The sequence below is a fragment of the Kitasatospora sp. NPDC048540 genome (assembly GCF_040651175.1).
GTDB lineage: Bacteria > Actinomycetota > Actinomycetes > Streptomycetales > Streptomycetaceae > Kitasatospora.
This window is the reverse complement of record NZ_JBEZIR010000044.1, coordinates 40,563-63,170: the sequence shown is the minus strand read 5'-3', so window position 1 is coordinate 63,170 and position 22,608 is coordinate 40,563. Positions and strand designations below refer to the sequence as shown.

The window sequence follows — 22,608 nt, the reverse complement described above, 5'->3', positions numbered from 1 at the left end:
ACATCACCGTACCGATGGGTGTACCCATGATGTCCGCGATCTCCTTGTACGCAAAGCCCTCTACGTCCGCGAGATACACCGCGATGCGGAATTGCCCGCGGCCGCCGCTCGGTGTGCGGGCCCGGGAGGCCCTGGGGTCAGAAGAAGACCGAGCGCCGCTGCACCAGCAGCTTGTAGAGCGTGTGCTGGATGGTCTCGCGGACCTGGTCGGTGAGGTCGAAGACCAGCATCGGGTCGTCCGCGGCCTCCTTGGGGTAGCCGTCGGTCGGGATCGGCTCGCCGAACTGGATGGTCCACTTGGTCGGCAGCGGGACCGCCCCGAGCGGGCCGAGCCAGGGGAAGGTCGGCGTGATCGGCAGGTACGGCAGGCCGAGCAGCCGGGCCAGCGTCTTGAAGTTGCCGATCATCGGGTAGGTCTCCTCGGCCCCGACGATCGAGCAGGGCACGATCGGCACCTGGGCGCGCAGGGCCGAGGCGACGAACCCGCCGCGGCCGAAGCGCTGCAGCTTGTACCGGTCGGCGAAGGGCTTGCCGATGCCCTTGAAGCCCTCCGGCCAGACCCCGACCACCTCGCCGCGCTCCAGCAGGGTCTGCGCATCCTCGTTGCAGGCGAGGGTGTGGCCGGCCTTGCGGGCGAGCTCCCCGACCACCGGGAGGACGAAGACCAGGTCGGCGGCGAGCATCCGCAGGTGGCGCCGGGACGGGTGGTGGTCGTGCACCGCGACCTGGGTCATCAGGGCGTCCAGCGGGACCGTGCCGGAGTGGTTGGCGACGATCAGCACGCCGCCCTCGGCGGGGACGTTCTCGATGCCCCGGACCTCGATCCGGAAGTACTTCTCGGCGAGCGGCCGCAGCAGCGAGAGGAAGACCTCCTCGGTGAGCTCCTCGTCGAAGCCGAAGTCGTCCACCTCGTAGTCGCCGGTGATCCGGCGCCGCAGGAAGGACAGGCCGCCGGCGGCCCGGCCCTCCCAGCCCTTGCCGAGCAGCCGGGTGGCGGTGTCGCCGAGCGGGCCGGCCAGCGCGCCGCCGACGGCGTCGGCGAGCCGGTCGGCCAGCGCGGGGCGGCCGGCCTGCCAGCTGGGCGCGCACTCGATCGGGATGACCTTGGCCTCGCCGACGGCGTGGTTCCTGGCGGCAGTCATCGCGGCATCGGCTCCTCGGTGTGGTGGCCCGTGGTGGGGTGGCGGCCGTCCGGGCCGAGCAGGGCGGCCAGCCGGTCGGTGACGGCGGTCAGGCGTTCGGGCGGCAGCAGGCCGGCCGACTGGGCGGCGGCGAAGTCGGCGAAGGCCTGCGGGGTGGTCCGGCCGGGGGTGAAGCCGAAGGTCTCCCGGAGCTTGGCGGTGTCGACCACCCGGCCGTGGCTGAGCAGCTGGATCTGCTCGGGTGACATGTCGGCGAGCCTGGTCTGCCGGACCAGGCCGGCCACCAGGTTGAGGGCGGGCCGCAGCAGCGGGACGGTCGGCCGGCCGAGCCGGCGGGCGCACTGGGAGAGCAGCAGGACACCGTCCCCGGCGACGTTGAAGGTGCCGGTGTTGGTGGTGCCCGGCCGGGGTTCGGCCGCGGCCAGCCGGAGTACCTCGATCGCGTCGTCCTCGTGGACGAACTGCAGCCGGGGGTCGCGGCCGAACACGGTCGGCAGCAGCGGGAGCGCGAAGTAGGCGCTGAGCGGGGTGTCGCCGGCCGGGCCGACGATGTTGGCGAACCGCAGCACGGTGACGGCGACGTCGGGCCTGCGCCGGGAGAAGCCGCGGACGTAGCCCTCGACCTCGGCGGCGTCCCGGGCGAAGCCGCCGGGCGGCAGCTCCTTGGGCTGCATGCCCTCGGCGAAGACGGCCGGGTCGCGGGGCGCGGAGCCGTACACGGCGGTGGTGGACTTCACCACCAGCCGGCGCAGACCGGGCGCCTTCTGGCAGGCACCGAGCAGCTGCATGGTGCCGATGACGTTGGTCTCCTTGACGGCGCTGCGGCCGCCCCCGCCCATCGCGCTGACGTTGAGGTGGACCACCGTGTCGACCTGGTGCTCGGCGATCACCCGGGCGACCGCGGGCCGGCGCAGGTCCAGCCGGGTGAAGGCGACCCCGGGCGGCAGCTCGCCGGGCGGTGGCTGGACGTCGACCCCGACGACCCGGTCGACCCCGGGCGCGGCGGCGATCCCGGCTGCGAACCGGGCACCCAGATGGCGGGCGACTCCCGTGACGAGCACGACCTTGCCCACGTGTCCGTGTCCTCCTTCGTCCCGTCCCTGTCCGAAACCGTACCGCGCCGGGATTTCCCGGACGCCGACACGCCCGAGGGACGAGAAGGGGCGGGCCGGAAACACGACTGCCCGCCCCGGCGGAGCCGGGACGGGCAGTGCACACACCTGGTACGCGAGAGCGACCGTGGGCGGGCTGACTCCCGCGCGAAACGGGGCAAGCGCCAGCCGAGGTGTTACTTCTTGTTGCGACGCTGAACGCGAGTCCTCTTCAGAAGCTTGCGGTGCTTCTTCTTGGCCATACGCTTGCGACGCTTCTTGATGACAGAGCCCACGGAACAACCCTCGCTCACTCGGACCCACGCCCGTGAGAGACGGGAGTCCATACGACTGACGGAGGGCCTAGCCTACCCCCCGCTTCGCGTAAGCCGTAATCGTGCCCCGACCGAGGCCCTGAGCCGTGTCCGGACTACGCGCTCTGCAGCCGGACGTAGGACTCCTTGAGGTAGTCGTGGACCTCCTTCTCGGGGACCCGGAAGGAGCGGCCGACCCTGATGGCCGGAAGCTCTCCGCTGTGCACCAGGCGGTACACCGTCATCTTCGACACCCGCATGACCGCGGCCACCTCGGCCACGGTCAGGAAGACGACATCCTGGAGGGGGCGTTCGCCGGAACTCATGACCTCACCCGACCCTTACCCGTGTGCAAGGCACCGGCTTCCCCTCCGGTGACTCCACCGGCACACGTGTATCCCCAGAGTAGTTATGGGTGGTACCAGTGGGAAGAGGGGGAAGCTCACTCCTTGTACGGTGCGAGATCCGCCTGTTGCAGTACGTAGTCGCTCAGCGGTCTGTAGCACTCGGGGGGAGATCCGTCGTCCACCGGGACCACCACCGCGACCTCGCGCTCGGCCTCGGCGACGAACGGCGCCGGGTCGTTGGAGTCGGCGATCCCGGCGGCCGGGACACCGAGCCGGCCGGCCCCGCAGAGCCAGCCGTGGTCGCCCAGCACCAGGCCCGGCAAGGGGTGTCCGGTCCCGGCGAGCCGGTCGAGGACCAGCCGGACCGGTTGCGCGGAGTGGGTGTGCAGCAGCTCCCCGCGGCCGCGGTCGAGTCTGCCACCACGCGCCGATCCCCCGTCAAGACCCCGGACCACGGCGACCGGTCCGCGGTAGTCGAGCACGCAGCTGCGCTCGCCCTCCGGGGTGGGCTCACGGAAGCGCGTACCGCGCGCGGGAGTGAGCAGAGTGCAGCCGGCTGCTTCGAGCGCCCTGGCGATGGAGGTGTGAAACTCCGTCAGCCTGGTCGGGTGGCCGGTGCCGGCCAGCACGGTGGCCCGGCGTCGGGCGACGGAGCGCAGCAGCGCGGCCATCCGGTCGAGGGCGTCCAGGGTGAGGTCCGGGTCGATGGTGTCGGGGCCTTGGCCGCGGCCGAAGTCCGGGTCGACGCCGCAGCGCTCGGCCATCAGGGCGAGCACGGCGCCGGGACCCCAGCGGCCCTGGGGGGCCAGTCCCATCAGGGCGGTGGGGTCGCCCTGCCCGAACAGCCGGTAGCTGCGGAGGTTCTTCTGCCGGCTGGTCGGGATGTTCCCGCCGGCCAGCCGGCGGTGCAGCAGGTGGGCGCGCAGCGCCGCACGGGCGCTGTCGACGGGCGCGGGGCGGGGATTCACGGGATCAGGCCGTGGTGCGGGAGGACGGCGCGGCGGGCCGCCAGGATGGCCTGGTCGAGACGGTCCCCGGGGTCGTAGCCGTGGTCGTGGAAGTCCCGCCAGTGCGGTTCCACGCCGTCGGTCATCCGCAGCGGGGCCTGCTGCCGGGTGCGCCGGTAGACCTCGGCGCGCCACTGCGGCGGGGTCTCGGCGGCCGGGTCGACGGGGCGGCCGGCGGCGGTGGCGACCAGGTGGGTCCAGGCTCTCGGGACCACGTCGACCACGGCGTACCCGCCGCCGCCGAGCGCCAGCCAGCGGCCGTCGGCGTGCTCGTGGGCCAGCTGGTGCAGGGCCTCGGTGACCAGGCGCTGGGCGTCCAGCGAGACCGCGAGGTGGGCGAGGGGGTCCTCGACGTGGGTGTCGGCGCCGTGCTGGGTGACCAGGACCTGCGGGCGGAAGGCGGCCAGCAGTTCGGGCACCAGGGCGTGGAAGGCGCGCAGCCAGCCGGCGTCGCCGGTGCCGGCCGGCAGCGGCAGGTTGGCGGCGGAGCCGGGGGCGTCGGGGCCGCCGGTCTCGGTGGACCAGCCGGTCTCCGGGAAGAGCGTCGCCGGGGATTCGTGCAGTGAGACGGTCAGCACCCGGGGGTCGTTCCAGAACGCGGCCTGGACGCCGTCGCCGTGGTGGACGTCGACGTCCACGTAGGCGACGCGTTCGGCGCCGAGTTCCAGCAGCCGGGCGATGGCGAGGGCCGGGTCGTTGTAGACGCAGAAGCCGGCGGCCTTGGCGGGCATGGCGTGGTGCAGGCCGCCGGCGAAGTTGACGGCGTGCGGGGTCTCGCCGCGCCAGACGGCCTCGGCGCCGGCCACCGACTGGCCGGCGATCAGCGCGGACGCCGTGTGCAGGCCGGGGAAGGCCCAGTTGTCCTCGGTGCCGAGGCCGTGCGCGGGGTCGGCGGTACCGGGGTGCGCGGCGACCCGGCGGACCGCCTCGACGTACCCGGCGGTGTGCACCAGGCGCAGCGTGGAGTCGCCGGCGGGCGGCGCGGAGCGCAGGGCGACGCCCGGCCCGGTGTCCAGGCCGAGGGCCTCGACCAGGCGCATGGTGAGCGCGAGGCGGGTCGGGTCCATCGGGTGTCCCGGGCCGAAGTCGTAGCCGGTCTCGGCCTCGTCCCAGAACAACTGCAGGCCGCAAGGGGTCTCACGCTCGGCTTCGGGCATGGCCCCACGGTAGTGGGTGCGCCGGGGCGGGTCCCGGACGGCCCCCGGCCGCCGTGGGCGGGGTGTCCGGCGGGGCGGGTCAGCTGTGGACGGGCTCGCCGCGGCGGGCCGCGGCCGGGGCGAAGTGGCCGGAGAGCGGGAGGATCAGCAGCACCAGGAGCATCGGCGCGAGCAGCGCCCAGCGGTAGGAGGAGGCGTCGGCGACGGCGCCGACCAGCGGGGAGCCGATCAGGAAGCCCACGTAGTTGAACAGGTTGAGCCGGGCCACCGCGGCGTCCGAGTCGTCCGGGAAGAGCCGGCCGCCGGCCGCGAAGACCTGCGGGATGATCGCGCAGATGCCGAAGCCGAGCACGGTGAAGCCGGCGATGGCCGCCCACGGTCCGGGCGAGAGGGCGGCCAGCAGGAAGCCGAGCGCGGCCAGCGCGGAGCCCGCCCGGACCACCGGGACGGCGCCGAAGTGCTGCACGGCCCGGTCGCCGACGGTTCGTCCGACCAGCATCGCCAGCATGTAGCCGAGGTAGGAGAGTTTGGCGACGTCGTCGGGGCTGTCCAGGCCGTCGGTGAGGTACTTGACGCTGTAGTTGGAGACCGAGGCGTCGGCGATGTACGCGACCGCCATGGCGAGGCACAGCGGCAGCAGCGGCTTCCAGGGGATCGAACGGGCGGCGGCCTCGGCGGCCTCCCGGACGGCGTCGCCGAGTTCGGCCCGGCCGGCGAAGCGGGTGCCGGCCAGCAGGGCGAGCGGGATCAGCACCGCGGCGGCGCCGCCGAACAGCGCGGGCAGGCCGAGGTGGTAGTGCGCGCCGAGGCCGGCGACGGCGGCGCCGATGATGCCGCCGAGGCTGAACGCGGCGTGGAACCCGATCATGATGCTGCGGCCGTAGCGGTGCTGGAGGCCGACGCCGAGCATGTTCATCGAGGCGTCGAGCGCGCCGACCAGCAGGCCGAACGCGCCGAGCGCGAGGCCCAGTTCCCACAGCCGGTCGCCGAAGCCGGTCAGCCCGAGGGTCAGGCAGACGGCGGGCTGGACGACCCGCAGCACGGCCCGGGCGCTGGTGCGCTTGACCAGGTGCTCGGAGGTGATCGAGCCGACCCCGGCGAGGATCGGGACGGCCGCCAGGAAGACCGGCAGCAGGCTGTCGCTGAGCCCGTAGCGGTCCTGGATCTCGGGGATGCAGGTGACCAGCAGGGCGAAGGTGACGCCCTGCAGCAGGAAGGCGGCGGCGAGCGCCGCCCGGGCCTGCCGGAGCCGTTCGGTGACGACTGTGTCCTGCATCTGCCGACCTCGCTCAGCCTCCGGCGCTACCGGCCGGTACGACGATGTTGGCGAGAGCGTAGGTGCTGCGGGGGCTTTCCGGGAGGGGTGCGACGCGAACGGGTCCCGATCCGCCGCAACGGGTCAGGCCGGCCGGCCGAGCACCAGGCCGGGCACCAGGCCGAGGTCGGTCAGCAGACCGGTCGCCCCGGCGGCGGTGAGCCGGTCGGGGTCGGTGAGCGCCGCGTAGCCGTACACGTCCATGCCGGCGGCGCGGGCGGCGAGCACCCCGTTGGGGCTGTCCTCGATCACCAGGCAGCGGGCGGGCGCCACCCCGAGTGTCCGGGCGGCGTGCAGGAAGAGGTCGGGGGCGGGCTTGCCGACGCCGACGTCCTGGGCGCTGAAGATCTGCTCCTCGGCCAGCAGCGGGCGCAGGCCGGTGAGGTCGAGCGCGGTCCGGATCCAGATGTGGTGGGCGGAGGAGGCCAGGCAGTACGGGACCTCGTGCTGCTGGAGGGTCTTCAGCAGCTGTTCGGCGCCGCGCACCGCGGTCAGTTCGGCGGTGAAGGCGTCGAAGACCCGGGCGTGGAACAGCTCGTCGAAGCCGTCCGGGAGGGTGGCGCCGTGCCGTTCGCGGATCACGTCGTGGATCTTGTGCGCGGCGCAGCCCATGTAGTCCTGGTAGGAGTCCTCGACGGTGGTGGGGAAGCCGAGTCCGGTCAAGTACTCGGCGAGCACCCGGTTGGAGATCGGCTCGCTGTCCACCAGGACGCCGTCGTTGTCGAAGATCACCAGGTCGTAGCTCACCCGCCCGAGCCTACTTGCCGCCGGAGGCCAGCTCGCGGGAGCGGTCACGGGCGGCCTCCAGGGCGCCGAGCATGGCGGCCCGCACGCCGTGGTTCTCCAGCTCGCGGATGGCGGCGATGGTGGTGCCGGCCGGGGAGGTGACCGCCTCGCGCAGCTTCACCGGGTGCTCGCCGGAGTCGCGCAGCATGATCGAGGCGCCGATCGCGGACTGCACGATCAGGTCGTGCGCCACCGTGCGGGGCAGGCCGAGCAGGATGCCGGCGTCGATCATGGCTTCGACCAGGAAGTAGAAGTACGCCGGTCCGGAGCCGGACAGTGCGGTGGCCGCGTCCTGCTGGGACTCCGGCACCCGCAGCGCCTTGCCGACCGAGCGGAAGATCTCCTCGGTACGGGCCAGGTGCGCCTCGGTGGCGTGCGAGCCGCCGGAGATCACGCTCATCCCCTCGTCCACCAGGACGGGCGTGTTGGGCATCACCCGCACCACCGGCGTCCCGGCCGCGAGGCGGTCCTCGAACCAGGTGGTCGGGATGCCCGCGGCGGCCGACACCACCAGCCGGTCGGTGGCCACGTGCGGCGCCAGCTCGTGCAGCAGCACCCCCATGTCCTGCGGCTTGACCGCCAGGATCAGGGTGTCGGCCAGCTTGGCGGCATCCGCGTTGGAGACGGCGGTGATGCCGTAACGGGCGGTCAGCTCCTCGGCGCGCTCGGGGCGGCGGGCGGTCACCAGGACGTCGCCCGGGTCCTTGCCGGCCCGCAGCAGACCGGAGAGCAGGGCCTCGCCGATCTTGCCGGTGCCCAGGAAGGCGATCTTCTGTCCGGGTGCGCTGCTGCTCATGGCCGCTCCTTCGTACGGTGCTGCCGCCATCCTCGCACCGGGGCGGGCGCCGGCGGGGCAGCCGTCCACGGTGCGGATGCGGTCGGTGCGAACGCGCTCGGGCGTCCGGGGGCTCGGGCGTCCGGGGCTCAGGCGTCCGGGGGCACGGTGGTGTCGACGGTGACGCCCAGCCAGGCCAGCAGCGGACGGCACGGGCGGCAGGGCAGGTGGGCGGTGGTCCGCGGCGGCGCTCCGGTGACGTGCAGCAGGGCGAGGGTGGCGCCGGCGAGCTCCTGCGGGAGCCGTTCGGCCCGGCGGTCGGCCAGGTCCAGCCAGCCGGTCAGGACGGTCAGTTCGGGGCAGGAGCCGGCGGCGGGGCCGAGCAGCTCGACCAGCAGCGGGTGCGGCGGCGGGTGGCCGGCGGCGGACACCCAGCGGACCACCTGCGGCAGGCTGCCCGGGACCCGCAGGGTGGCGATGAAGGCGGGCAGCAGGCCGCCCTCGCCGGGCCTGCGGGTGGCCGGCACCCCGGTGCGGACCGCGCGGGCCTCCCTGATCGCGGCGGACACCTCCAACGCGTTCAGTCCCCGGTTGCGGGCCACGTTTCCTCCGTCTCGGCGCGGTTCGCCCTGCTCAACTGCGCGGGACCGGCCGAGGTCACCGTCCGGGCGCGGCCCGCGGGACTACCGTGGGGAGGATGGACCGGACCTGGGACCCCGATGCCCCCGGAGTGCTGGAGCTGCCCTCCGGGCGGCTGGTGCGGGGGCGGGCGCTGAGCCGGCCGCTGCCGGGCGGCCCGGTGCCCGAGTTCGCCGTGTACCTGCTCGGGAAGCCGCCGCCGGAGGTCGCCTGGGAGGCCCGGTGGCTGCGCTGGCCGGACTTCTGGGTCCCCGCCGACCGGGCGGCGGCCCGCGCCGTGCTGCGCGAGGCGTGGGAGCGGGCCCGGGACGAACGGGTGGAGCTGGCCTGCGCCGGCGGCCACGGCCGGACCGGTACGGCACTGGCTTGCCTGGCCGTCCTCGACGGAGTGCCGGCGGACCGGGCGGTCGCCTTCGTCCGGGAGCACTTCGACCCCCGGGCGGTCGAGACGCCGTGGCAGCGGCGCTACGTCCGCGGGTTCCCGGGCGGCCCCGCCGAGGGTCCGGGGGACGGCCCGGCGGGCGGTGTCCCGTAGGGGGAATCTCAGGGGCCGCGGCTCTGGCGTCCGGGGGCCGGCAGGCGCACCGTGGGGGTATGGGACACGAGGAGTTGTCGCGGCGCGAGAGCCGCCAGATCGCAGTCGCCTCGGCGACGCTGGGCCCGTGGCGGACCGCCTCGGCGGTCGGGGTCGTGGTCGCCGGGGCCGCGCTCACGGTGGATCTGATCACCGGGAGCTGGTCGTCGGACATCCTGGCCGGGCCGGTGGGGCTGGGCCTGTTCTTCTTCTTCCTGGTCGGAACGGTCGGCGGGAAGCTGCGGCGGGACACCGGGGACCGCCGGCTGCGCCGCTGGGCGGACGAGCACCCGTGGAGGTCGGCGCTGCCGGCGGCGGGCGCGCTGCTGGTGCTGAACACGCTGGCGCTGACCCTGCTGGGCAGCTGGGGTCTGATCGGGGCGGTGTTCAGCTCGCTGCTGCCGGCCGGACTGCTGCTGCTGGTGGCCGGGGTGGTCGGCTCGGTGAAGCAGGCCCGCGCCAAGGGCTGACGGCCCGCCACCCCGCCCGTACGGGCCCGCCCGGGGCGCCGGGCGGCCCGGCGAAACGGCGGAAACCGGCACCGAACGCTCACCCTCGCCGCACACCGCCCCCACCCTCTCGCAAGGGTGTCCGAGGGCGTCGGCATACTGACCGCGTGCCGATAGCCGAAGACCCCTCCCAGCGCCCCGCCGGCGACTCCCCTGACGACCCGTTCGACGGTCTCGTGCTCGACGAGGACTTCGTCAAGGGCGCGACCGTGAAGGAGGCTTCGGGCCGGGCCCGGATGCTCGGCGCGAAGTGGAAGCAGCAGCCGCCGGAGGCCGTACCTTTCCGGCACGAGGCCCAGCGGGTGCCGCAGATCCGCCGGCGCCGGTTCGGCCGCCGGGCCACCCGGGTGGACCCGTGGGGCCGCCGGCGGCGCACCGGCAACTGGCAGGCGCCGCTGTTCGTCGCACTGGCGGTCGCGCTGACCCTGGCGGCGCTCAACACCGGCCGGCTGCGCGACTGGTACCACCACGGGCAGGACGGTTCGACGGCCGACGGTCCCGCGGTGGCGACCCCGCTGCCGACGCTGCCGCCGGAGACCGCCTCCCCCACGGCCGCACCGCCCGCCGTCGACCCCGACACCCCGACCGTCGAGAACCCGTGGGCCGGCTCTCCGGCCGGGCAGTGGCCGGTCGGGGCCGCGGCGTTCGCCCTGCCGGAGCCGAGCGCCGTGGGCGCCTTCGGCGCGAAGCAGGTCGGCACCCAGCTGGAGCAGGTCCGCACCTACCTGACGTACAGCGCCCTGGACCCGAAGGTGATCTCCGGCGCCCGGCCGGACGCCGCACTGGCCATGCTGAGCAAGGAGGACCGGAGCCGGGCGGAGGAGCGGCTGGCGCACCCGACCCAGGACGAGAGCCCGGCCTGGGACTTCCCCCGCTTCGACCCGCAGAGCGCGGTGCTGGCCACCGAGGAGGTCCGGGTCCAGGGACGGATGACCTTCGAGGGTGACGGCGAGAACGGTGTCCTGGTCCACACCGACTTCACCTTCGTGTACGCGCTCCGCCCCGGCCCCCACCCGGACAAGGGCGTCGGCGCGCAGGGCGGCGGCGCCAACCCGGTCTCCTGGCAGGCCGCACCGGCCGACACCCCGGGCGCTTCCGGTCCGGTGGCCCGGACGATCATCCGCTCCGCGATGGACTTCCGGTTCCCCGACCCCCGGCGGTTCCGGGTCGAGGCCGGGAAGCTCTATCTGAACGGCTACAAGGGTGAGGGCGGGAACAGCGGCTGCGACCAGTCGGACGGCTTCTTCCACCCGATGTTCCCCGTGCTGCGCAACGACGCCGGGGCGTCCCCGTCGGCGGGTGCGCCGACGGTCGACCCGTACGACCGCAGCCGGCAGCTGGACGGCGGCGACGGGCAGTGCCGGAACTCCTCCCGCACCTGACGCCGGCTGCCGGGCGTCAGCCGCGCCGCTTGCGGCCGGGACGCCCGGCGGAGGCGGCGTCCCGGCGCCGCGCGTGCTGGGCGAGGGCGCGTTCGTGCTCGGCCCGCCGCAGGCTCTCGCCCGGGGCCTCGACCAGGCTGCGGACGAAGTACGCGGCCAGCGCGCCGACGCCGCCGATCATCCAGACCGCGCCGAGCGACCGGTCCTCGGTCATCCAGCCGGTCAGGGCGGCGCGGCCCTCGGTGAGCACCTTCCAGGTGCGGACCGCGGCCAGGGCGGAGCAGATCGCGATGGCGCCGGTCAGCAGCAGGTTCACGAAGCCGCCGGCGTCGGACATCGCGACCCCGGACACGGCCAGGCGCAGCACCAGGGCACCGGCCGCCACGCACAGCAGCGCGCCGAGCGGGACCAGCACCCGGCGTACCCGGTAGCCGGTGCCTCGCTCGACCCAGCTGGTGCCGTACCAGCGGATCGGTTCGGGCCGGGGGCCGTCGGTGCCTGGGGTGCTCCGTGTGTCGTCCACGGCTCCGATTATGGCCCGACGACGCGGCCGGACCACGAACGGAGCCGTCCCCGGCCGGGGACGGCTCCGTCACACCGCGCGGGTACGGGGGTCAGCCGAGCTTGCTGACGTCGCGGACGGCGCCCTTGTCCGCCGAGGTGGCCATCGCGGCGTACGCCTTGAGGGCCGCGCTGACCGGGCGGACCCGGTTCTTCGGGCGGTAGCCGCCCTCGGCCTCCAGCTTGAGCCGTCGCTCGTGCAGCTCCTCGAAGGAGACCTTCAGCTCGACCGAGCGGCCGGGGATGTCGATGGCGATGAGGTCGCCGTCCTCGACCAGCGCGATGGTGCCGCCGGAGGCCGCCTCGGGCGAGGCGTGGCCGATCGACAGGCCGGAGGTGCCGCCGGAGAACCGGCCGTCGGTGATCAGCGCGCAGGCCTTGCCGAGACCGCGGCCCTTGAGGAAGGAGGTCGGGTAGAGCATCTCCTGCATGCCGGGGCCGCCCTTGGGGCCCTCGTAACGGATGACCACCACGTCGCCCTCCTTGACCCGCTTGGTGAGGATCGCGTCGACGGCGTCCTCCTGTGACTCCAGCACCACCGCCGGGCCGCTGAAGGTCCAGATCGACTCGTCGACACCGGCGGTCTTCACGATGCAGCCGTCCTCGGCCAGGTTGCCGTACAGCACGGCCAGGCCGCCCTCGACCGAGTAGGCGTGCTCGACGCTGCGGATGCAGCCGCCGGCGGCGTCGGTGTCCAGGCTGTCCCAACGCTCGGACTGCGAGAAGGCGGTGGCCGAGCGGACGCAGCCGGGGGCGGCGTGGAACAGCTCGACGGCGGTCGGCGACGGCGAGCCGCCGCGGATGTCCCAGGTCTTCAGCCACTCGGCGAGCGAGTCGGAGTGCACGGTGTGCACGCCTTCGTTGAGCAGCCCGCCGCGGTACAGCTCGCCGAGGATGGCGGGGATGCCGCCGGCCCGGTGCACGTCCTCCATGTAGTAGCTGCCGTTGGGCGCCACCTTGGACAGGCACGGCACCCTGCGCGAGATGGCGTCGATGTCGCGCATGTCGAAGTCCAGCTCGGCCTCCTGGGCGGCGGCGAGCAGGTGCAGGATGGTGTTGGTCGAGCCGCCCATCGCGATGTCCAGCGCCATGGCGTTCTCGAACGCGGCGCGGGTGGCGATCGAGCGCGGCAGGACGGTGTAGTCGTCCTGGTGGTAGTGGCGCTTCGTGATGTCGACGATGGTGCGGCCGGCGTCCTCGTACAGCGCCCGGCGGGCGGTGTGGGTGGCCAGCGTGGAGCCGTTGCCGGGCAGCGACAGGCCGATCGCCTCGGTGAGGCAGTTCATCGAGTTGGCGGTGAACATGCCCGAGCAGGACCCGCAGGTCGGACAGGCGTTCTCCTCGATGATCGCGATGTCCTCGTCCGAGACGTTCTCGTTGACGGCGTCGGAGATCGCGTTGACCAGGTCCAGCTTGCGCACGGTGCCGTCGACCAGGACGGCCTGGCCGGCCTCCATCGGACCGCCGGAGACGAACACGGTCGGGATGTTGAGGCGCAGCGCGGCCATCAGCATGCCGGGGGTGATCTTGTCGCAGTTGGAGATGCAGATCAGCGCGTCCGCGCAGTGCGCGGAGACCATGTACTCGACCGAGTCGGCGATCAGGTCGCGCGAGGGCAGCGAGTAGAGCATGCCGTGGTGGCCCATGGCGATGCCGTCGTCGACCGCGATGGTGTTGAACTCGCGCGGGATGCCGCCGGCCTCCTTGATCGCCTCGGAGACGATCCGGCCGACCGGCTGGAGGTGGGTGTGGCCGGGCACGAACTCGGTGAACGAGTTGGCCACCGCGATGATCGGCTTCCCGAAGTCCTCCCGGGCTACGCCGGCCGCCCTGAGGAGCGCGCGGGCGCCTGCCATGTTGCGACCGTGGGTGACCGTACGGGACTTCAGCTCGGGCACTGTGCTCCACTCCTTCGGAGGCTGCTGGCGGCCGCTGCGCTGGTGGGAGGGTGCGGCGCGCTGTAGCTACCGAGCGTACGCTCCCGGTCCAGCCGGCGGACGGAGCGTCCGCGATCCGGTCAGCCGGCGGTGACGCCGACCGAGAGGGTGAGCCGCCAAGGCTGGAGCACCCAACCGTCCGGGAACTTGGCCAGCAGGGCGGCCCGCTCGGCGGCCAGGATCCGGTCCCTGACCTCGGCCGGCAGCACCGCGAAGTGCGAGCGGGAGCCGAACTCGGCGACCAGGCCGTCCACGGTGGTGCGGCGCTCCCAGGCCAGCTCGGCCTCGGCCAGCCGCAGGCCGTGCTCGGCCAGCGGCTCGGCGGTGCTGTCCGGCCGGACGTGGGGGTGGTACGGGGTGAGCGCGGCCACCAGCCGGTCGCGCGAGGCGGCCAGCCACGGGACGCTGCTGTCGGGGTGGTTCCACCACACGGCCAGCGCGCCGCCGGGGCGCAGCACCCGGACCGCCTCCGGGACGGCGCGGGCCGGGTCGGTCCAGTGGAAGGCCTGGGCGTAGGTGATCAGGTCGGCGGTCGAGTCGTGGAACGGCAGTTCCTCGCCGCCGGCCCGCACCAGCGGGGTACCGGGCGCCGCCGCGAGCAGTTGGGCGGCCATCCCGGCGCTCGGTTCGACGGCCGTCACCCGGGCGCCGCGGGCCTGCAGCAGCCGGGTGGCGATGCCCGTCCCGGCGCCGACGTCCAGCACGTCCGCGCCGCGCAGCGGGCGGCCGGTCAGGCGTTCCAGCTCGTCGAACAGCTCCGGCGGGTACGAGGGCCGGTGGGCCTGGTACTGGGCGGCCACCGGGCCGAAGGACATGGCGTAGTCGCGGTGCTGAAGACCGGTCATGGAACTCCCCCTCCGTATCCGGACAGCCTACGTGGCGGGCCGGTGCGGCGGGCCGGGTCCGCAGCCCGGCCCGTGGATCGGGGACGGGGACGGGGACCGCGCCGGTGGATCAGGGGCGGCGGGCCGGGGTGGCCAGGTGCAGGCGGGTGAAGGCGAGCGCCTCGGCGAGGTCGGCCTCGCGCTCGGCGGGCGAGGCGGAGCGGCGGGTGTTGACCTCCAGCACCACGTGGCCGTCGAAGCCGGTGCGGGCGAGCTGCTCCAGCAGGGCCGCGCAGGGCTGCTTGCCGCGCCCGGGGATGAGGTGCTCGTCCTTGCCGGAGCCGGCCCCGTCGGCGAGGTGGACGTGGGCCAGCCGGTCGCCCATCCGGCCCGCCATCTCCAGGGCGTCGATCCGGGAGGTGGCGGCGTGCGAGAGGTCGATGGTGAAGTGCCGGTACTCCTCCTCGGTGACGTCCCACCCGGGCGAGTAGGCGAGCATCTCGCGGTCCCGGTAGCGCCACGGGTACATGTTCTCCACCGCGAACCTGACCTCGGTCTCGCCCGCCATCCGGTGGATCCCCTCGACGAACTCCCGGGCGTACTGCCGCTGCCAGCGGAACGGCGGGTGCACCACCACGGCGTCCGCGCCGAGCTTCTCGGCGGCCGCCCGGGCCCGGACCAGCTTGGTCCACGGGTCGGAGGTCCAGACCCGCTGGGTGATCAGCAGGCAGGGCGCGTGCACCGCCAGGATCGGGATCCGGTGGGCGTCGGAGAGCCGGCGCAGCGCCTCGACGTCCTGGCTGATCGGGTCGTTCCAGACCATCACCTCGACGCCGTCGTAGCCGAGCCGGGCGGCCAGCTCGAAGGCGGTGGCGGTGTTGGCGGGGTACACCGAGGCGGTGGACAGGGCGACCTTGGTGTCCGGGATGTGCAGGCCGGGGTGGGGCGGCAGCACCAGGCGGTCGGTGGTGCGCAGCAGCGGGGCCCGGCGGGCGGCGGCCTTGGCGGCCCGGGCGCTCTTGACGGCCTTGGCCGCCTTGGCGACCTGCGCGGCCTTGGCGGTCTTCACCGCCTTGACGGCCTTCGCGGCGCGGGCGGCACGGGCCCCGCGGGGGCCGGGTGCGGCGCTGCCGGGCCCGTCGGCGGTACCGGGGTCGGCGGGCGGCGCGGGGTCCGCGGCCGGGCGGCGGCGCGGGCGCCGTTCGGGTGCCGGCTCGGCGGTGGCCTTCGCGCGCCGCGGTCGGCCCGCCCCCGGCTGCCGCTTCCCGGCAGCGCGGTCCGGCCGGGCCCCGTCCTGGTCCGCTGGTTCCGCCACGGGCAACAGCGTAAGCGGCGGGCGGACCAAATGGGACGTGCCGGGCGTCACGCCGTCGGCCCGCGGGCGCGGCCGGGCGGTGCCCGGCCCGGGGGTCAGCCGGTCAGGGCGGTGGAGTGGAAGGGGGCGCCGTCCATCGCGTCCAGGCGGCGCAGGATGATCCCCTCGCGCAGCGCCCAGGGGCAGATGTCCAGCTCGTCGAGGCCGAACAGGTCCATCGCGGCGTCCGCGACCAGGGCGCCGGCCAGCAGCTGTCTCGCCCGGCCCTCGGACACGCCGGGGATCTGCGCCCGCTGGGCCACCGTCATCGCGCCGAGCCGCGGGAGCCAGGCGGCCAGGCCGGCCCGGGTGAGCCGGCGCGGCACCCGGACGCCCGCGTCGGTGGGGGCGGCGCCGGTCATCCGGGCGAGCTGCTTGAAGGTCTTGGAGGTGGCCACCGCGTGGTCGGGCGCGCCGATCCGGGCGAACTCGCCGACCACCCGGGCGATCTCGGTGCGGATGTGGCGGCGCAGGTCCCGCAGGTCGTCCGGGTCGGCGACGTCGCCGGGCAGCCGGGCGGTCAGCCGGCCCGCGCCGAGCGGCAGCGAGCAGGCGACGTCGGGCTGCTCGTCGATGCCGCAGGCGATCTCCAGCGAACCGCCGCCGATGTCCAGGTTGAGCAGCCGGCCGGAGGACCAGCCGAACCAGCGGCGGACCGCGAGGAAGGTGAGCCGGGCCTCGTCCTGGCCGGAGAGCACCTGCAGTTCGACGCCGGTCTCGGCGGCGATCCCGGCCAGCACCTCCTCGCCGTTGGCGGCCTCCCGGACGGCGGAGGTGGCGAACGGCAGCAGGTCCACCACTCCCTTGTCCTCGGCCACCGCGAGCGAGGACGCCACCATGGCGGTCAGGCGCTCGACGCCCTCCGCGCCGATCGCCCCGTCCGCGTCCAGCAGCTCGGCCAGCCGCAGCTCGGCCTTGTGCGAGTAAGCGGGCAGCGGGGCAGCACCGGGGTGGGCGTCCACCACGAGGAAGTGGACGGTGTTGGAACCTACGTCGAGCACACCGAGTCGCATAACCGACCACGCTACGCGATCCGGCCCGCTCACCTGCCCGATTGTGCGGGTCCTCCGTTCGGACGGCCCGCGGGTGCCCGGCCCGCGGGCGGTGCCGGTGACGGTTGGCGGCCGCCCGCCCGGGGATGAATAACGATCGGACGGGGACCCATCTCTGCTCAGGGGACGTTGATATGACGATCAGTCATCGCATGGTCGGCACCGGCGGGCACCGGGTGGTGGTGCTGCACGACTGGTTCGGCACCACCCGCGGCTGGGGCCCGTTCCTCGACCACCTGGACGGCGACACCTTCAGCTACGCGCTGCTCGACTACCGCGGCTACGGCGACCGCATCGACGTGCCCGGCGACCACACCCTGGCCGAGATCGCCGGGGACGTGCTGGCGCTGGCCGACCAACTCGGCTGGGAGCGGTTCTCGCTGGTCGGCCACTCGATGGGCGGGAAGGCGGCCCAGCGGGTGCTGGCCGAGGCCCCGCACCGGGTCGACCGGCTGGCCGGGATCACCCCGGTGCCGGCCTCCGCCTACCCGCTGGACGCCGACGCGCACGCGCTGTTCCACGGCGCGGCCCGGCGCCCGGCCAACCGCCGGGCCATCCTCGACCTGGTCACCGGGCAGCGGGCCAACTCCGTCTGGCTGGACCGGATGACCGCGCGGTCGCTGACCGACTCCCGGCCGGAGGCCTTCGCGGCCTACCTGACCGACTGGACCACCCAGGACTTCGCCGCCGAGGTCGCCGGGAGCAGGCTGCCGGTGAAGGTCTTCATCGGCGAGCACGACCTCGCCCTGACCGAACCGGTCATGCAGGCCACCTGGCTCTCCCACTACCCGCAGGCGTCCCTGGAGGTGCTGGCCGGCACCGGGCACTACCCGATGCACGAGATCCCGGTCGCCTTCGCCAGCGCGCTGGAGGGCTTCCTGCGGCCGTGAGGTCCGCGCCCGGCCGGGCCGTCAGAGCTGGCCGTGCCAGAGCTGCTCGACGATCACCGACCACCAGTTCTCGGGGTCGTCGAAGACGGTCCGGTCGAGGGTGGCCAGCGCCCACTGGAACTCGGCGACGGCCGGTCCCGCGCTCTGCGCGTCGAGGCCGCGCAGCCGCGGCAGCCGGTCGGCGAGCAGGGCGAGGCAGCGGGTGAAGGCGGTCAGGTCGGCGTTGCAGTACCTGGCGGTGGCCAGGTCGGGGTCGACCGCCCTGACCCGGCCCTGGGCGGTGTCGACCGTGATCAGCGCCCAGCCGTCGGTGCCGATCAGCACCTGGCCCAGCAGCCCCTGCCGGGCGGCCGCGGTGGCCCGCGCGCCGCGGCCGAGCCCGGCCAGCCAGCCGGTCAGCTCGGGCAGCACCGGCGCGGTCCGCCCGCCGTCCGCGATCCCGTCCGGCTCGGGGTGGTGCAGGGCGAAGAACCCCTCCACCACCCTGGGCAGGCCGACCTCGGTGAGCAGCCGGGCCACCGACTCCGGCAGGTCGGCGGCGAGGACGGCGGCCGGCTCGAACCGCCGTACGCCCTCCGCGCCGAACACCGACGCCAGCCGGGCCGCCAGGTCGGCCGCCGGCTCGGGCACGGCCGGTGGCACGGCGACCGGGAAGGGCACCCGGTTCGGCCGGGGCGCGCCCGCCCGGGCCGGTCCGGCGGCCGCCGCCCGGGCGCCCTCGGCCCGGTGGTCGAACCAGGGCCCGTTGGCGTGGTCGTAGCCGATCGGGGTGTCCGGCAGCTGGACGCCCAGCACGTACGCCCAGTAGCCGCCGGGCAGCATGCCGGGCCGCAGGTCGCAGTGGAGCGAGACCAGGTCGGCCGGCTGCACGCCCTGCCGGCGCAGCTGCTGCCAGCCGCGCAGCAGCGGGTGCGCGAGACCGTGGGCGGAGTCCACCACCAGGGTGTGCTCCGCGCCCTCGGCGTCCCGGTGGACCAGGGTGGCCCGCACGCCCGGGCCGGTCACCGGCGGCAGCACCGGGTCGAAGCCGCCCGCGCCGAGCCGGTCCCGGTAGCGCCGGACCACCGTGGCCACCGGGACCGACGGCCAGACGGTCAGCTCACCGGTCACCCGGTCGACCACCCCGCAGGCGGCGCCGATCTCCTCGGGGGCCCGGCGGGCGCCGGTCAGCGGGTCCACCTGGACCGGGGACGGCTCCGGCCAGACCACCCAGCCCTGCTCGAACTCGTGCGAGCGCACCGCCCGGGCCGCCTCGTCCGGGAGTTCGCCGTTGATCCAGCGGTGGGCCGTCCGGACGGCCTGCTCACGGGTGATCATCGGCGGGTGCTCCTCGGGCCTGCGGCGGGGCTGTGGTGGGCGGTGAGCCGCGAACGCGGCGGGGCGGGGGCGGGCGCGGGTGCCGGGGCGGCCACCGGCGCGGGTGCGGCGGGCGCCGGGGTGGCGGCGGGCGCCGGGGTGGCGGCGGGAACCGCCACGGTGGCGGCCGGCCGGACCTCGGCGAGGTCCAGCGGGCGGCCGTCCACGTCCAGCGCGATGGCCCACAGGCCCTGGTCGACGCGGTGCAGCGGCTCGGCGGACCGGCGGGCCTCCTGGTGGTCCAGGTAGTGCACCGCGCCGCCGTGGTTGACCGCGTTCCAGGTGTGCGAGCGGCCGAACTCGTCCAGCGTCAGCAGCACCGCCTGCGCGCCCGCCCCCGAGGCGAGCAGGACCTGTGCGAGGCGGGCCGCCCCGTCCGGTCCGGCGCCGAGGTCGTGGAAGCGGGTGCCGAGCTGGTGCTCCGCGCGGTCGCGGCCGCCGCGCTCCCCGGCCGGGCCGTCCGGCAGCCGGGGCGCCGAGCAGGTGGGGTGGCCGAGGTAGGTGTCGACCGCCGAGAGCGCCACGTCGACGCAGTTGTTGGCGCGGCCCGCCTCGCGCGGCCCGCCCCCGTTCAGCGACTCGGTCCAGTCGTCGCGCAGGTCGAGCGAGCCGTCCTCGGGCACGGTGGTGCGGCGGACCACCTCGGCCTGGTGCGCCGGGTCGACCGCACCGAGCCCGCCCGGCAGGCCGTATGGGCGGCTGTCGGCGACGGTCCGCTCCGGTGCGGGGGCGGCCACCGCGTGCTCGGGCGCCGGGCGTCCGTAGCGGGCCAGCAGGAACACCGCGCCGACCTGCCCGGGGACCACGGCCCCGAGCGGGGAGGCGCCGGACGTCCCGGCCTCCTGGCCCTCGGTACGCCGGCGCAGCTCGTACCCGCCCTCCGGTCCGATCCGGATCGGCGCCGCGGTACCCGGCTGGCCGGCCGGCCCGCCCTGCGCGGTACCGCTGCCGACGGCGGCACCCGGGAGCGGCGCACCGGCCGAGGCACGCGCCCCGGTCGCGCCGCCGCCCGGTACCTGGCCGCCGACCACGGCGGCCGCGGCCCCCGGCTGACCGGCGGCTCCGGACTGACCGGCGGCACCCGGCTGAGCGGCACCCGGCTGGCCCGTTCCGGGCTGGCCGGCCACCGGCTGGGTGGTCAGGGCGCCGCCCACCGGCGCGCCCGCCGCACCGCCGCTGACCGCACCGCCGCCGACCGCACCGCCGCCGGTGCCGGCGATGCCGCCCGACGGCGTGCCGGAGAGCGGGCCCGCGGCGGAGACGGAGGGGGTGGGCGGTGCGGACGGGAGCGGCGCCGGGGCGGCCGACGTGCCGCCGACCGGGCCGAGCTGGAATCCGCCACCGCCTCCGGACAGCGAGCCGCCCGCGGACAGCGGCGGCTCCGCGCCGCGGTGGCCGCCCCCGCCGTAGCCGCCCGCGTAGCCCCCGGAGGAGTCCGGAGCGCTCAGCGGGACCACCGGCGGGTCGACCAGGACCGAGTCGGTGCGCACCGACGGCACCGCGTGGTGCACCGGCGCGGCGGACGGCCGCAGGTCGTAGCCGTCCGGCTCGGCGGCCGCGGCCGCGTACGTCTGCTGGTAGCTCTGGTGGTGCGATCCGGCGGAGGTACGCGGGGCGAGCGGCTCGTCCCGGTAGCCGTCGAGGCCGTCGTCCGGGACGGCCGACCCGTCGCCCGCGGCCGCGGTGACCGTCAGCCCCCCGGCGGCCGCGGCGGTGACCGTCAGCGGGCCGGTACCGGACAGCGGGCCGCCGAGCGGGCCGGTGTCGGCGGTCAGCAGCGGCCGGCCGTCCCGGCCGAGCGGGACGGCGCGGCCGTCGGCGCCCGGCAGCGGGCGGCCGTCCTTCCCGAGCCGCGGGTCCTGGTCGGCGCCCGGCCCGCCGGGGAGTTCGCCGTCCGGTCCGACGTCGACGGGCCTGCCGTCCGGTCCCAGCTCGACCGGCTTGCCGTCGGGCCCGGTCAGCAGGTGGCCGTGCCGGTCGGTGGCCAGGTCGCCGACCGGGTGGCCGTCGGGGCCGGTCACCACGGGCTTGCCGGCGGCGTCCAGCAGCGGGTTCCCGTCCCGGTCGACGGCCAGGGTCAGCCCGCTGGCACCCAGGTGACCGTCGGCGGCCACGGTCAGCGGACGTCCCTCGGAGTCGGTCAGCGGGCGGCCGTCCGCACCGGTGGCCAGGCCGGTGACGGGCTGCCCGTCGGCGCCCAGCAGCACCGGCCGGCCGTCCTCGCCGAGGACCGGGCGGCCCTGCTCGTCCGTCGCCACCGAGACGCCCTCGACGCCGGTGACCCGCTTGCCCTCGGAGTCGAGCAGCACCGGGTTGCCGGCCCGGTCGGTGAGCACCCGGCCGTCGGCGTCGACCGCCGCGGACAGTCCGCGCACCCCCGCGACCGCGGCGGCGCCGCCGACCGCACCCCCGGCGGCCTTGCCGAGCGGCCCGGTGAACTGGCCCGACTCGCGGGCCGCGCTGTGCTCCCTGGCCTCACCGTGCAGACCGCGGCCGTCGGCCTGGGCGATCCGCTCCAGCGCGGTGACGGCCGGTTCCTCGACCGCGGCCCGGACGGCGTCGCGCAGTTGGCGGCCGAGCTCCTCCAGCAGTCCGGCGACCCGCCGGGTCGCCGACTCCACCGCCGCGTCCTCGCCCGCCTCGGCGAGCGCGCCCTTGACCGCGCCGACCAACTTGCCGACCATGCCTTCGAGTCCGGGACCGGCCTGCTCGACGGTGGCGGCGGCCTTCGCCTCGGCGGCGTCGGCCCGCTGGATCTGCTCGGCCAGCTCGGTCAGCACCGTGATCAGCTCGGCCTTGCAGTGCTCGGCCGCGCCGGCCGCCTTGTCGAGCGCCCCGGCCATCGCCTCGGCGGCGGTGTGCGCGTCGTCCAGGTGGCCGCGGCCTCCGCCGCTGAAACCACGCCAGTGCTCGGCGAACGCGTCCACCGCGGCGCCCTCGTTCTCCCCGGTGACCCGGTGCGCGGAGTCGGCGCCGCGGCGGCCGAGCCGCTCGGACTCCACGCCGAACTCCCGCCACAGGCCCGCCGCCCGGCGCAGCCCGTCCTCGTCGGCCTCGGGCCACTGGTGGCCGGTCCTCGCCAGCGCCGGGGCGAGTTCCTCCGGAAGCTTCCTGGACACGCGTGCGTCCCCCTCTGCGGTCGTGTCTCTACGGGTCGTCGGTGGCCCGGCTGTTCAGGCTCAGACCGGGTGCGGCCCGGCCGTGGTTCCCGGCCGGCTGAAGTCCGCCCGGACGCCGGCCTCGTTGCGGTCCGCGTTGTCGGCCATCGCGTGCAGCCCGCCGCCGACCGCGCCGAGCCGCTCGGCGAGCCCCTGCAGCCCGGCCAGCACGCCCTCGCGCGCCTCGCCGTACGCCGTGCCGAACCCGCTGCCCGGCCCGTCCTGGCCCCACGGGGTGCCGAGTCCGGCCAGCCCGTCCTCCAGCTCGGCCGCGGCCCGCCCGAACTCGGCCGAGATCGACTCGAACTCCCGCCCCTCGCCGTGGACTTCCCACGGCTTGATCACTACCCTGTCCGCCATCCGACCGTCTCCCCCGTCCCCGCTGGCGCGTCGTCGCCGTTCCCCCGGCGGCCGCCATCCTAGGCCCCGGGCCCGGGG

At 75.4% G+C, this 22,608-nt stretch carries 22 protein-coding genes and 1 pseudogene; 4 read left to right on the top strand and 19 right to left on the bottom strand.

The genetic code is table 11. The features are described 5' to 3' along the window. The 11 genes and pseudogenes from AB0D08_RS19190 to AB0D08_RS19140 all read right to left on the bottom strand — a co-directional run. Positions 1 to 94 (bottom strand): annotated as a pseudogene (locus AB0D08_RS19190) (sigma factor-like helix-turn-helix DNA-binding protein); the annotation flags it as partial. Positions 95 to 137: 43 nt separating this feature from the next. Further along, entirely contained in the window at positions 138 to 1,142 is a 1,005-nt protein-coding gene (locus AB0D08_RS19185) for a lysophospholipid acyltransferase family protein (RefSeq protein WP_359890097.1), read from the bottom strand. After that, on the bottom strand, positions 1,139 to 2,215 hold the full coding sequence (locus tag AB0D08_RS19180; protein ID WP_033825302.1) for an NAD-dependent epimerase/dehydratase family protein: 1,077 nt from the start codon (positions 2,213 to 2,215) through the stop codon (positions 1,139 to 1,141). The genes AB0D08_RS19185 and AB0D08_RS19180 overlap by 4 nt, the downstream gene beginning before the upstream one ends. Positions 2,216 to 2,430: 215 nt before the next feature. Next, positions 2,431 to 2,529: an AURKAIP1/COX24 domain-containing protein gene (locus AB0D08_RS19175; protein WP_003948845.1), complete on the bottom strand. Its 99-nt coding sequence runs from the start codon at positions 2,527 to 2,529 to the stop codon at positions 2,431 to 2,433. A gap of 134 nt (positions 2,530 to 2,663) precedes the next feature. Then, positions 2,664 to 2,873, bottom strand: a complete 210-nt coding sequence (locus tag AB0D08_RS19170; RefSeq protein ID WP_033825303.1) for a helix-turn-helix domain-containing protein — start codon at positions 2,871 to 2,873, stop codon at positions 2,664 to 2,666. Positions 2,874 to 2,989: 116 nt separating this feature from the next. Continuing rightward, on the bottom strand, positions 2,990 to 3,862 hold the full coding sequence (locus AB0D08_RS19165; protein ID WP_359890094.1) for a phosphatase: 873 nt from the start codon (positions 3,860 to 3,862) through the stop codon (positions 2,990 to 2,992). Continuing rightward, a complete protein-coding gene (locus AB0D08_RS19160) occupies positions 3,859 to 5,058 on the bottom strand; it encodes an acetoin utilization protein AcuC (RefSeq protein ID WP_051814195.1) in 1,200 nt (399 codons plus the stop codon). Before AB0D08_RS19160 ends, AB0D08_RS19165 begins: the two co-directional genes overlap by 4 nt. A gap of 79 nt (positions 5,059 to 5,137) precedes the next feature. Next, positions 5,138 to 6,334: an MFS transporter gene (locus AB0D08_RS19155; RefSeq protein WP_033825304.1), complete on the bottom strand. Its 1,197-nt coding sequence runs from the start codon at positions 6,332 to 6,334 to the stop codon at positions 5,138 to 5,140. A 123-nt stretch (positions 6,335 to 6,457) separates the two neighbouring features. Beyond that, positions 6,458 to 7,120: an HAD family hydrolase gene (locus AB0D08_RS19150; RefSeq protein ID WP_033825305.1), complete on the bottom strand. Its 663-nt coding sequence runs from the start codon at positions 7,118 to 7,120 to the stop codon at positions 6,458 to 6,460. A gap of 10 nt (positions 7,121 to 7,130) precedes the next feature. Next, a complete protein-coding gene (gene proC, locus AB0D08_RS19145; protein ID WP_033825306.1) occupies positions 7,131 to 7,955 on the bottom strand; it encodes a pyrroline-5-carboxylate reductase in 825 nt (274 codons plus the stop codon). A 128-nt stretch (positions 7,956 to 8,083) separates the two neighbouring features. Continuing rightward, positions 8,084 to 8,536 (bottom strand): hypothetical protein, encoded by a 453-nt coding sequence (locus AB0D08_RS19140; RefSeq protein ID WP_033825307.1) that lies wholly within the window; start codon positions 8,534 to 8,536, stop codon positions 8,084 to 8,086. Between the two features lie 95 nt (positions 8,537 to 8,631). Here AB0D08_RS19140 and AB0D08_RS19135 point away from each other — a divergent pair, with 95 nt between their 5' ends. The 3 genes from AB0D08_RS19135 to AB0D08_RS19125 all read left to right on the top strand — a co-directional run bounded on the left by AB0D08_RS19135 (position 8,632) and on the right by AB0D08_RS19125 (position 11,038). Beyond that, a complete protein-coding gene (locus AB0D08_RS19135) occupies positions 8,632 to 9,108 on the top strand; it encodes a protein-tyrosine phosphatase family protein (protein ID WP_051814196.1) in 477 nt (158 codons plus the stop codon). 59 nt (positions 9,109 to 9,167) lie between these two features. After that, positions 9,168 to 9,617: a hypothetical protein gene (locus tag AB0D08_RS19130; RefSeq protein WP_063794530.1), complete on the top strand. Its 450-nt coding sequence runs from the start codon at positions 9,168 to 9,170 to the stop codon at positions 9,615 to 9,617. Positions 9,618 to 9,763: 146 nt separating this feature from the next. Beyond that, entirely contained in the window at positions 9,764 to 11,038 is a 1,275-nt protein-coding gene (locus AB0D08_RS19125) for a hypothetical protein (protein WP_051814197.1), read from the top strand. Between the two features lie 16 nt (positions 11,039 to 11,054). Here AB0D08_RS19125 and AB0D08_RS19120 read toward each other — a convergent pair whose 3' ends face one another. The 5 genes from AB0D08_RS19120 to AB0D08_RS19100 all read right to left on the bottom strand — a co-directional run bounded on the left by AB0D08_RS19120 (position 11,055) and on the right by AB0D08_RS19100 (position 16,727). Next, complete coding sequence (locus tag AB0D08_RS19120) at positions 11,055 to 11,561, bottom strand: hypothetical protein (protein WP_033825309.1); 507 nt, start codon at positions 11,559 to 11,561, stop codon at positions 11,055 to 11,057. A 91-nt stretch (positions 11,562 to 11,652) separates the two neighbouring features. Then, on the bottom strand, positions 11,653 to 13,497 hold the full coding sequence (ilvD, locus tag AB0D08_RS19115; protein ID WP_033825310.1) for a dihydroxy-acid dehydratase: 1,845 nt from the start codon (positions 13,495 to 13,497) through the stop codon (positions 11,653 to 11,655). A 119-nt stretch (positions 13,498 to 13,616) separates the two neighbouring features. After that, a complete protein-coding gene (locus tag AB0D08_RS19110) occupies positions 13,617 to 14,381 on the bottom strand; it encodes a class I SAM-dependent methyltransferase (RefSeq protein WP_359890088.1) in 765 nt (254 codons plus the stop codon). A gap of 109 nt (positions 14,382 to 14,490) precedes the next feature. Next, positions 14,491 to 15,294: a sugar phosphate isomerase/epimerase gene (locus tag AB0D08_RS19105; protein WP_082527181.1), complete on the bottom strand. Its 804-nt coding sequence runs from the start codon at positions 15,292 to 15,294 to the stop codon at positions 14,491 to 14,493. A gap of 476 nt (positions 15,295 to 15,770) precedes the next feature. After that, complete coding sequence (locus AB0D08_RS19100) at positions 15,771 to 16,727, bottom strand: Ppx/GppA phosphatase family protein (protein ID WP_033820087.1); 957 nt, start codon at positions 16,725 to 16,727, stop codon at positions 15,771 to 15,773. Between the two features lie 173 nt (positions 16,728 to 16,900). Here AB0D08_RS19100 and AB0D08_RS19095 point away from each other — a divergent pair, with 173 nt between their 5' ends. After that, positions 16,901 to 17,656: an alpha/beta hydrolase gene (locus tag AB0D08_RS19095; RefSeq protein WP_033820086.1), complete on the top strand. Its 756-nt coding sequence runs from the start codon at positions 16,901 to 16,903 to the stop codon at positions 17,654 to 17,656. 21 nt (positions 17,657 to 17,677) lie between these two features. Here the strand turns inward: AB0D08_RS19095 and AB0D08_RS19090 are convergent, their stop codons facing one another. Genes AB0D08_RS19090 through AB0D08_RS19080 form a run of 3 tightly spaced genes read right to left on the bottom strand, consistent with a single transcriptional unit; the run spans position 17,678 to position 22,530 of the window. Further along, positions 17,678 to 18,973 carry an SUKH-4 family immunity protein gene (locus tag AB0D08_RS19090; protein ID WP_359890084.1) on the bottom strand — a complete coding sequence of 432 codons (1,296 nt, stop codon included), beginning with the start codon at positions 18,971 to 18,973 and terminating at the stop codon, positions 17,678 to 17,680. Beyond that, entirely contained in the window at positions 18,970 to 22,131 is a 3,162-nt protein-coding gene (locus AB0D08_RS19085) for a toxin glutamine deamidase domain-containing protein (RefSeq protein WP_359890081.1), read from the bottom strand. The genes AB0D08_RS19090 and AB0D08_RS19085 overlap by 4 nt, the downstream gene beginning before the upstream one ends. Before the next feature lie 60 nt (positions 22,132 to 22,191). Then, positions 22,192 to 22,530, bottom strand: a complete 339-nt coding sequence (locus AB0D08_RS19080) for a hypothetical protein (protein ID WP_149038313.1) — start codon at positions 22,528 to 22,530, stop codon at positions 22,192 to 22,194. Positions 22,531 to 22,608 lie beyond the last annotated feature (78 nt).

Coding starts and splice junctions, on each gene's coding strand:
- AB0D08_RS19095 (WP_033820086.1), top strand. CDS start 16,901: ATGACGATCAGTCATCGCATGGTCGGCACCGGCGGGCACCGGGTGGTG.
- AB0D08_RS19130 (WP_063794530.1), top strand. CDS start 9,168: ATGGGACACGAGGAGTTGTCGCGGCGCGAGAGCCGCCAGATCGCAGTC.
- AB0D08_RS19160 (WP_051814195.1), bottom strand. CDS start 5,058: ATGCCCGAAGCCGAGCGTGAGACCCCTTGCGGCCTGCAGTTGTTCTGG.
- AB0D08_RS19090 (WP_359890084.1), bottom strand. CDS start 18,973: ATGATCACCCGTGAGCAGGCCGTCCGGACGGCCCACCGCTGGATCAAC.
- AB0D08_RS19155 (WP_033825304.1), bottom strand. CDS start 6,334: ATGCAGGACACAGTCGTCACCGAACGGCTCCGGCAGGCCCGGGCGGCG.
- proC (WP_033825306.1), bottom strand. CDS start 7,955: ATGAGCAGCAGCGCACCCGGACAGAAGATCGCCTTCCTGGGCACCGGC.
- AB0D08_RS19110 (WP_359890088.1), bottom strand. CDS start 14,381: ATGACCGGTCTTCAGCACCGCGACTACGCCATGTCCTTCGGCCCGGTG.
- AB0D08_RS19170 (WP_033825303.1), bottom strand. CDS start 2,873: ATGAGTTCCGGCGAACGCCCCCTCCAGGATGTCGTCTTCCTGACCGTG.
- AB0D08_RS19135 (WP_051814196.1), top strand. CDS start 8,632: ATGGACCGGACCTGGGACCCCGATGCCCCCGGAGTGCTGGAGCTGCCC.
- AB0D08_RS19080 (WP_149038313.1), bottom strand. CDS start 22,530: ATGGCGGACAGGGTAGTGATCAAGCCGTGGGAAGTCCACGGCGAGGGG.
- AB0D08_RS19185 (WP_359890097.1), bottom strand. CDS start 1,142: ATGACTGCCGCCAGGAACCACGCCGTCGGCGAGGCCAAGGTCATCCCG.
- AB0D08_RS19100 (WP_033820087.1), bottom strand. CDS start 16,727: ATGCGACTCGGTGTGCTCGACGTAGGTTCCAACACCGTCCACTTCCTC.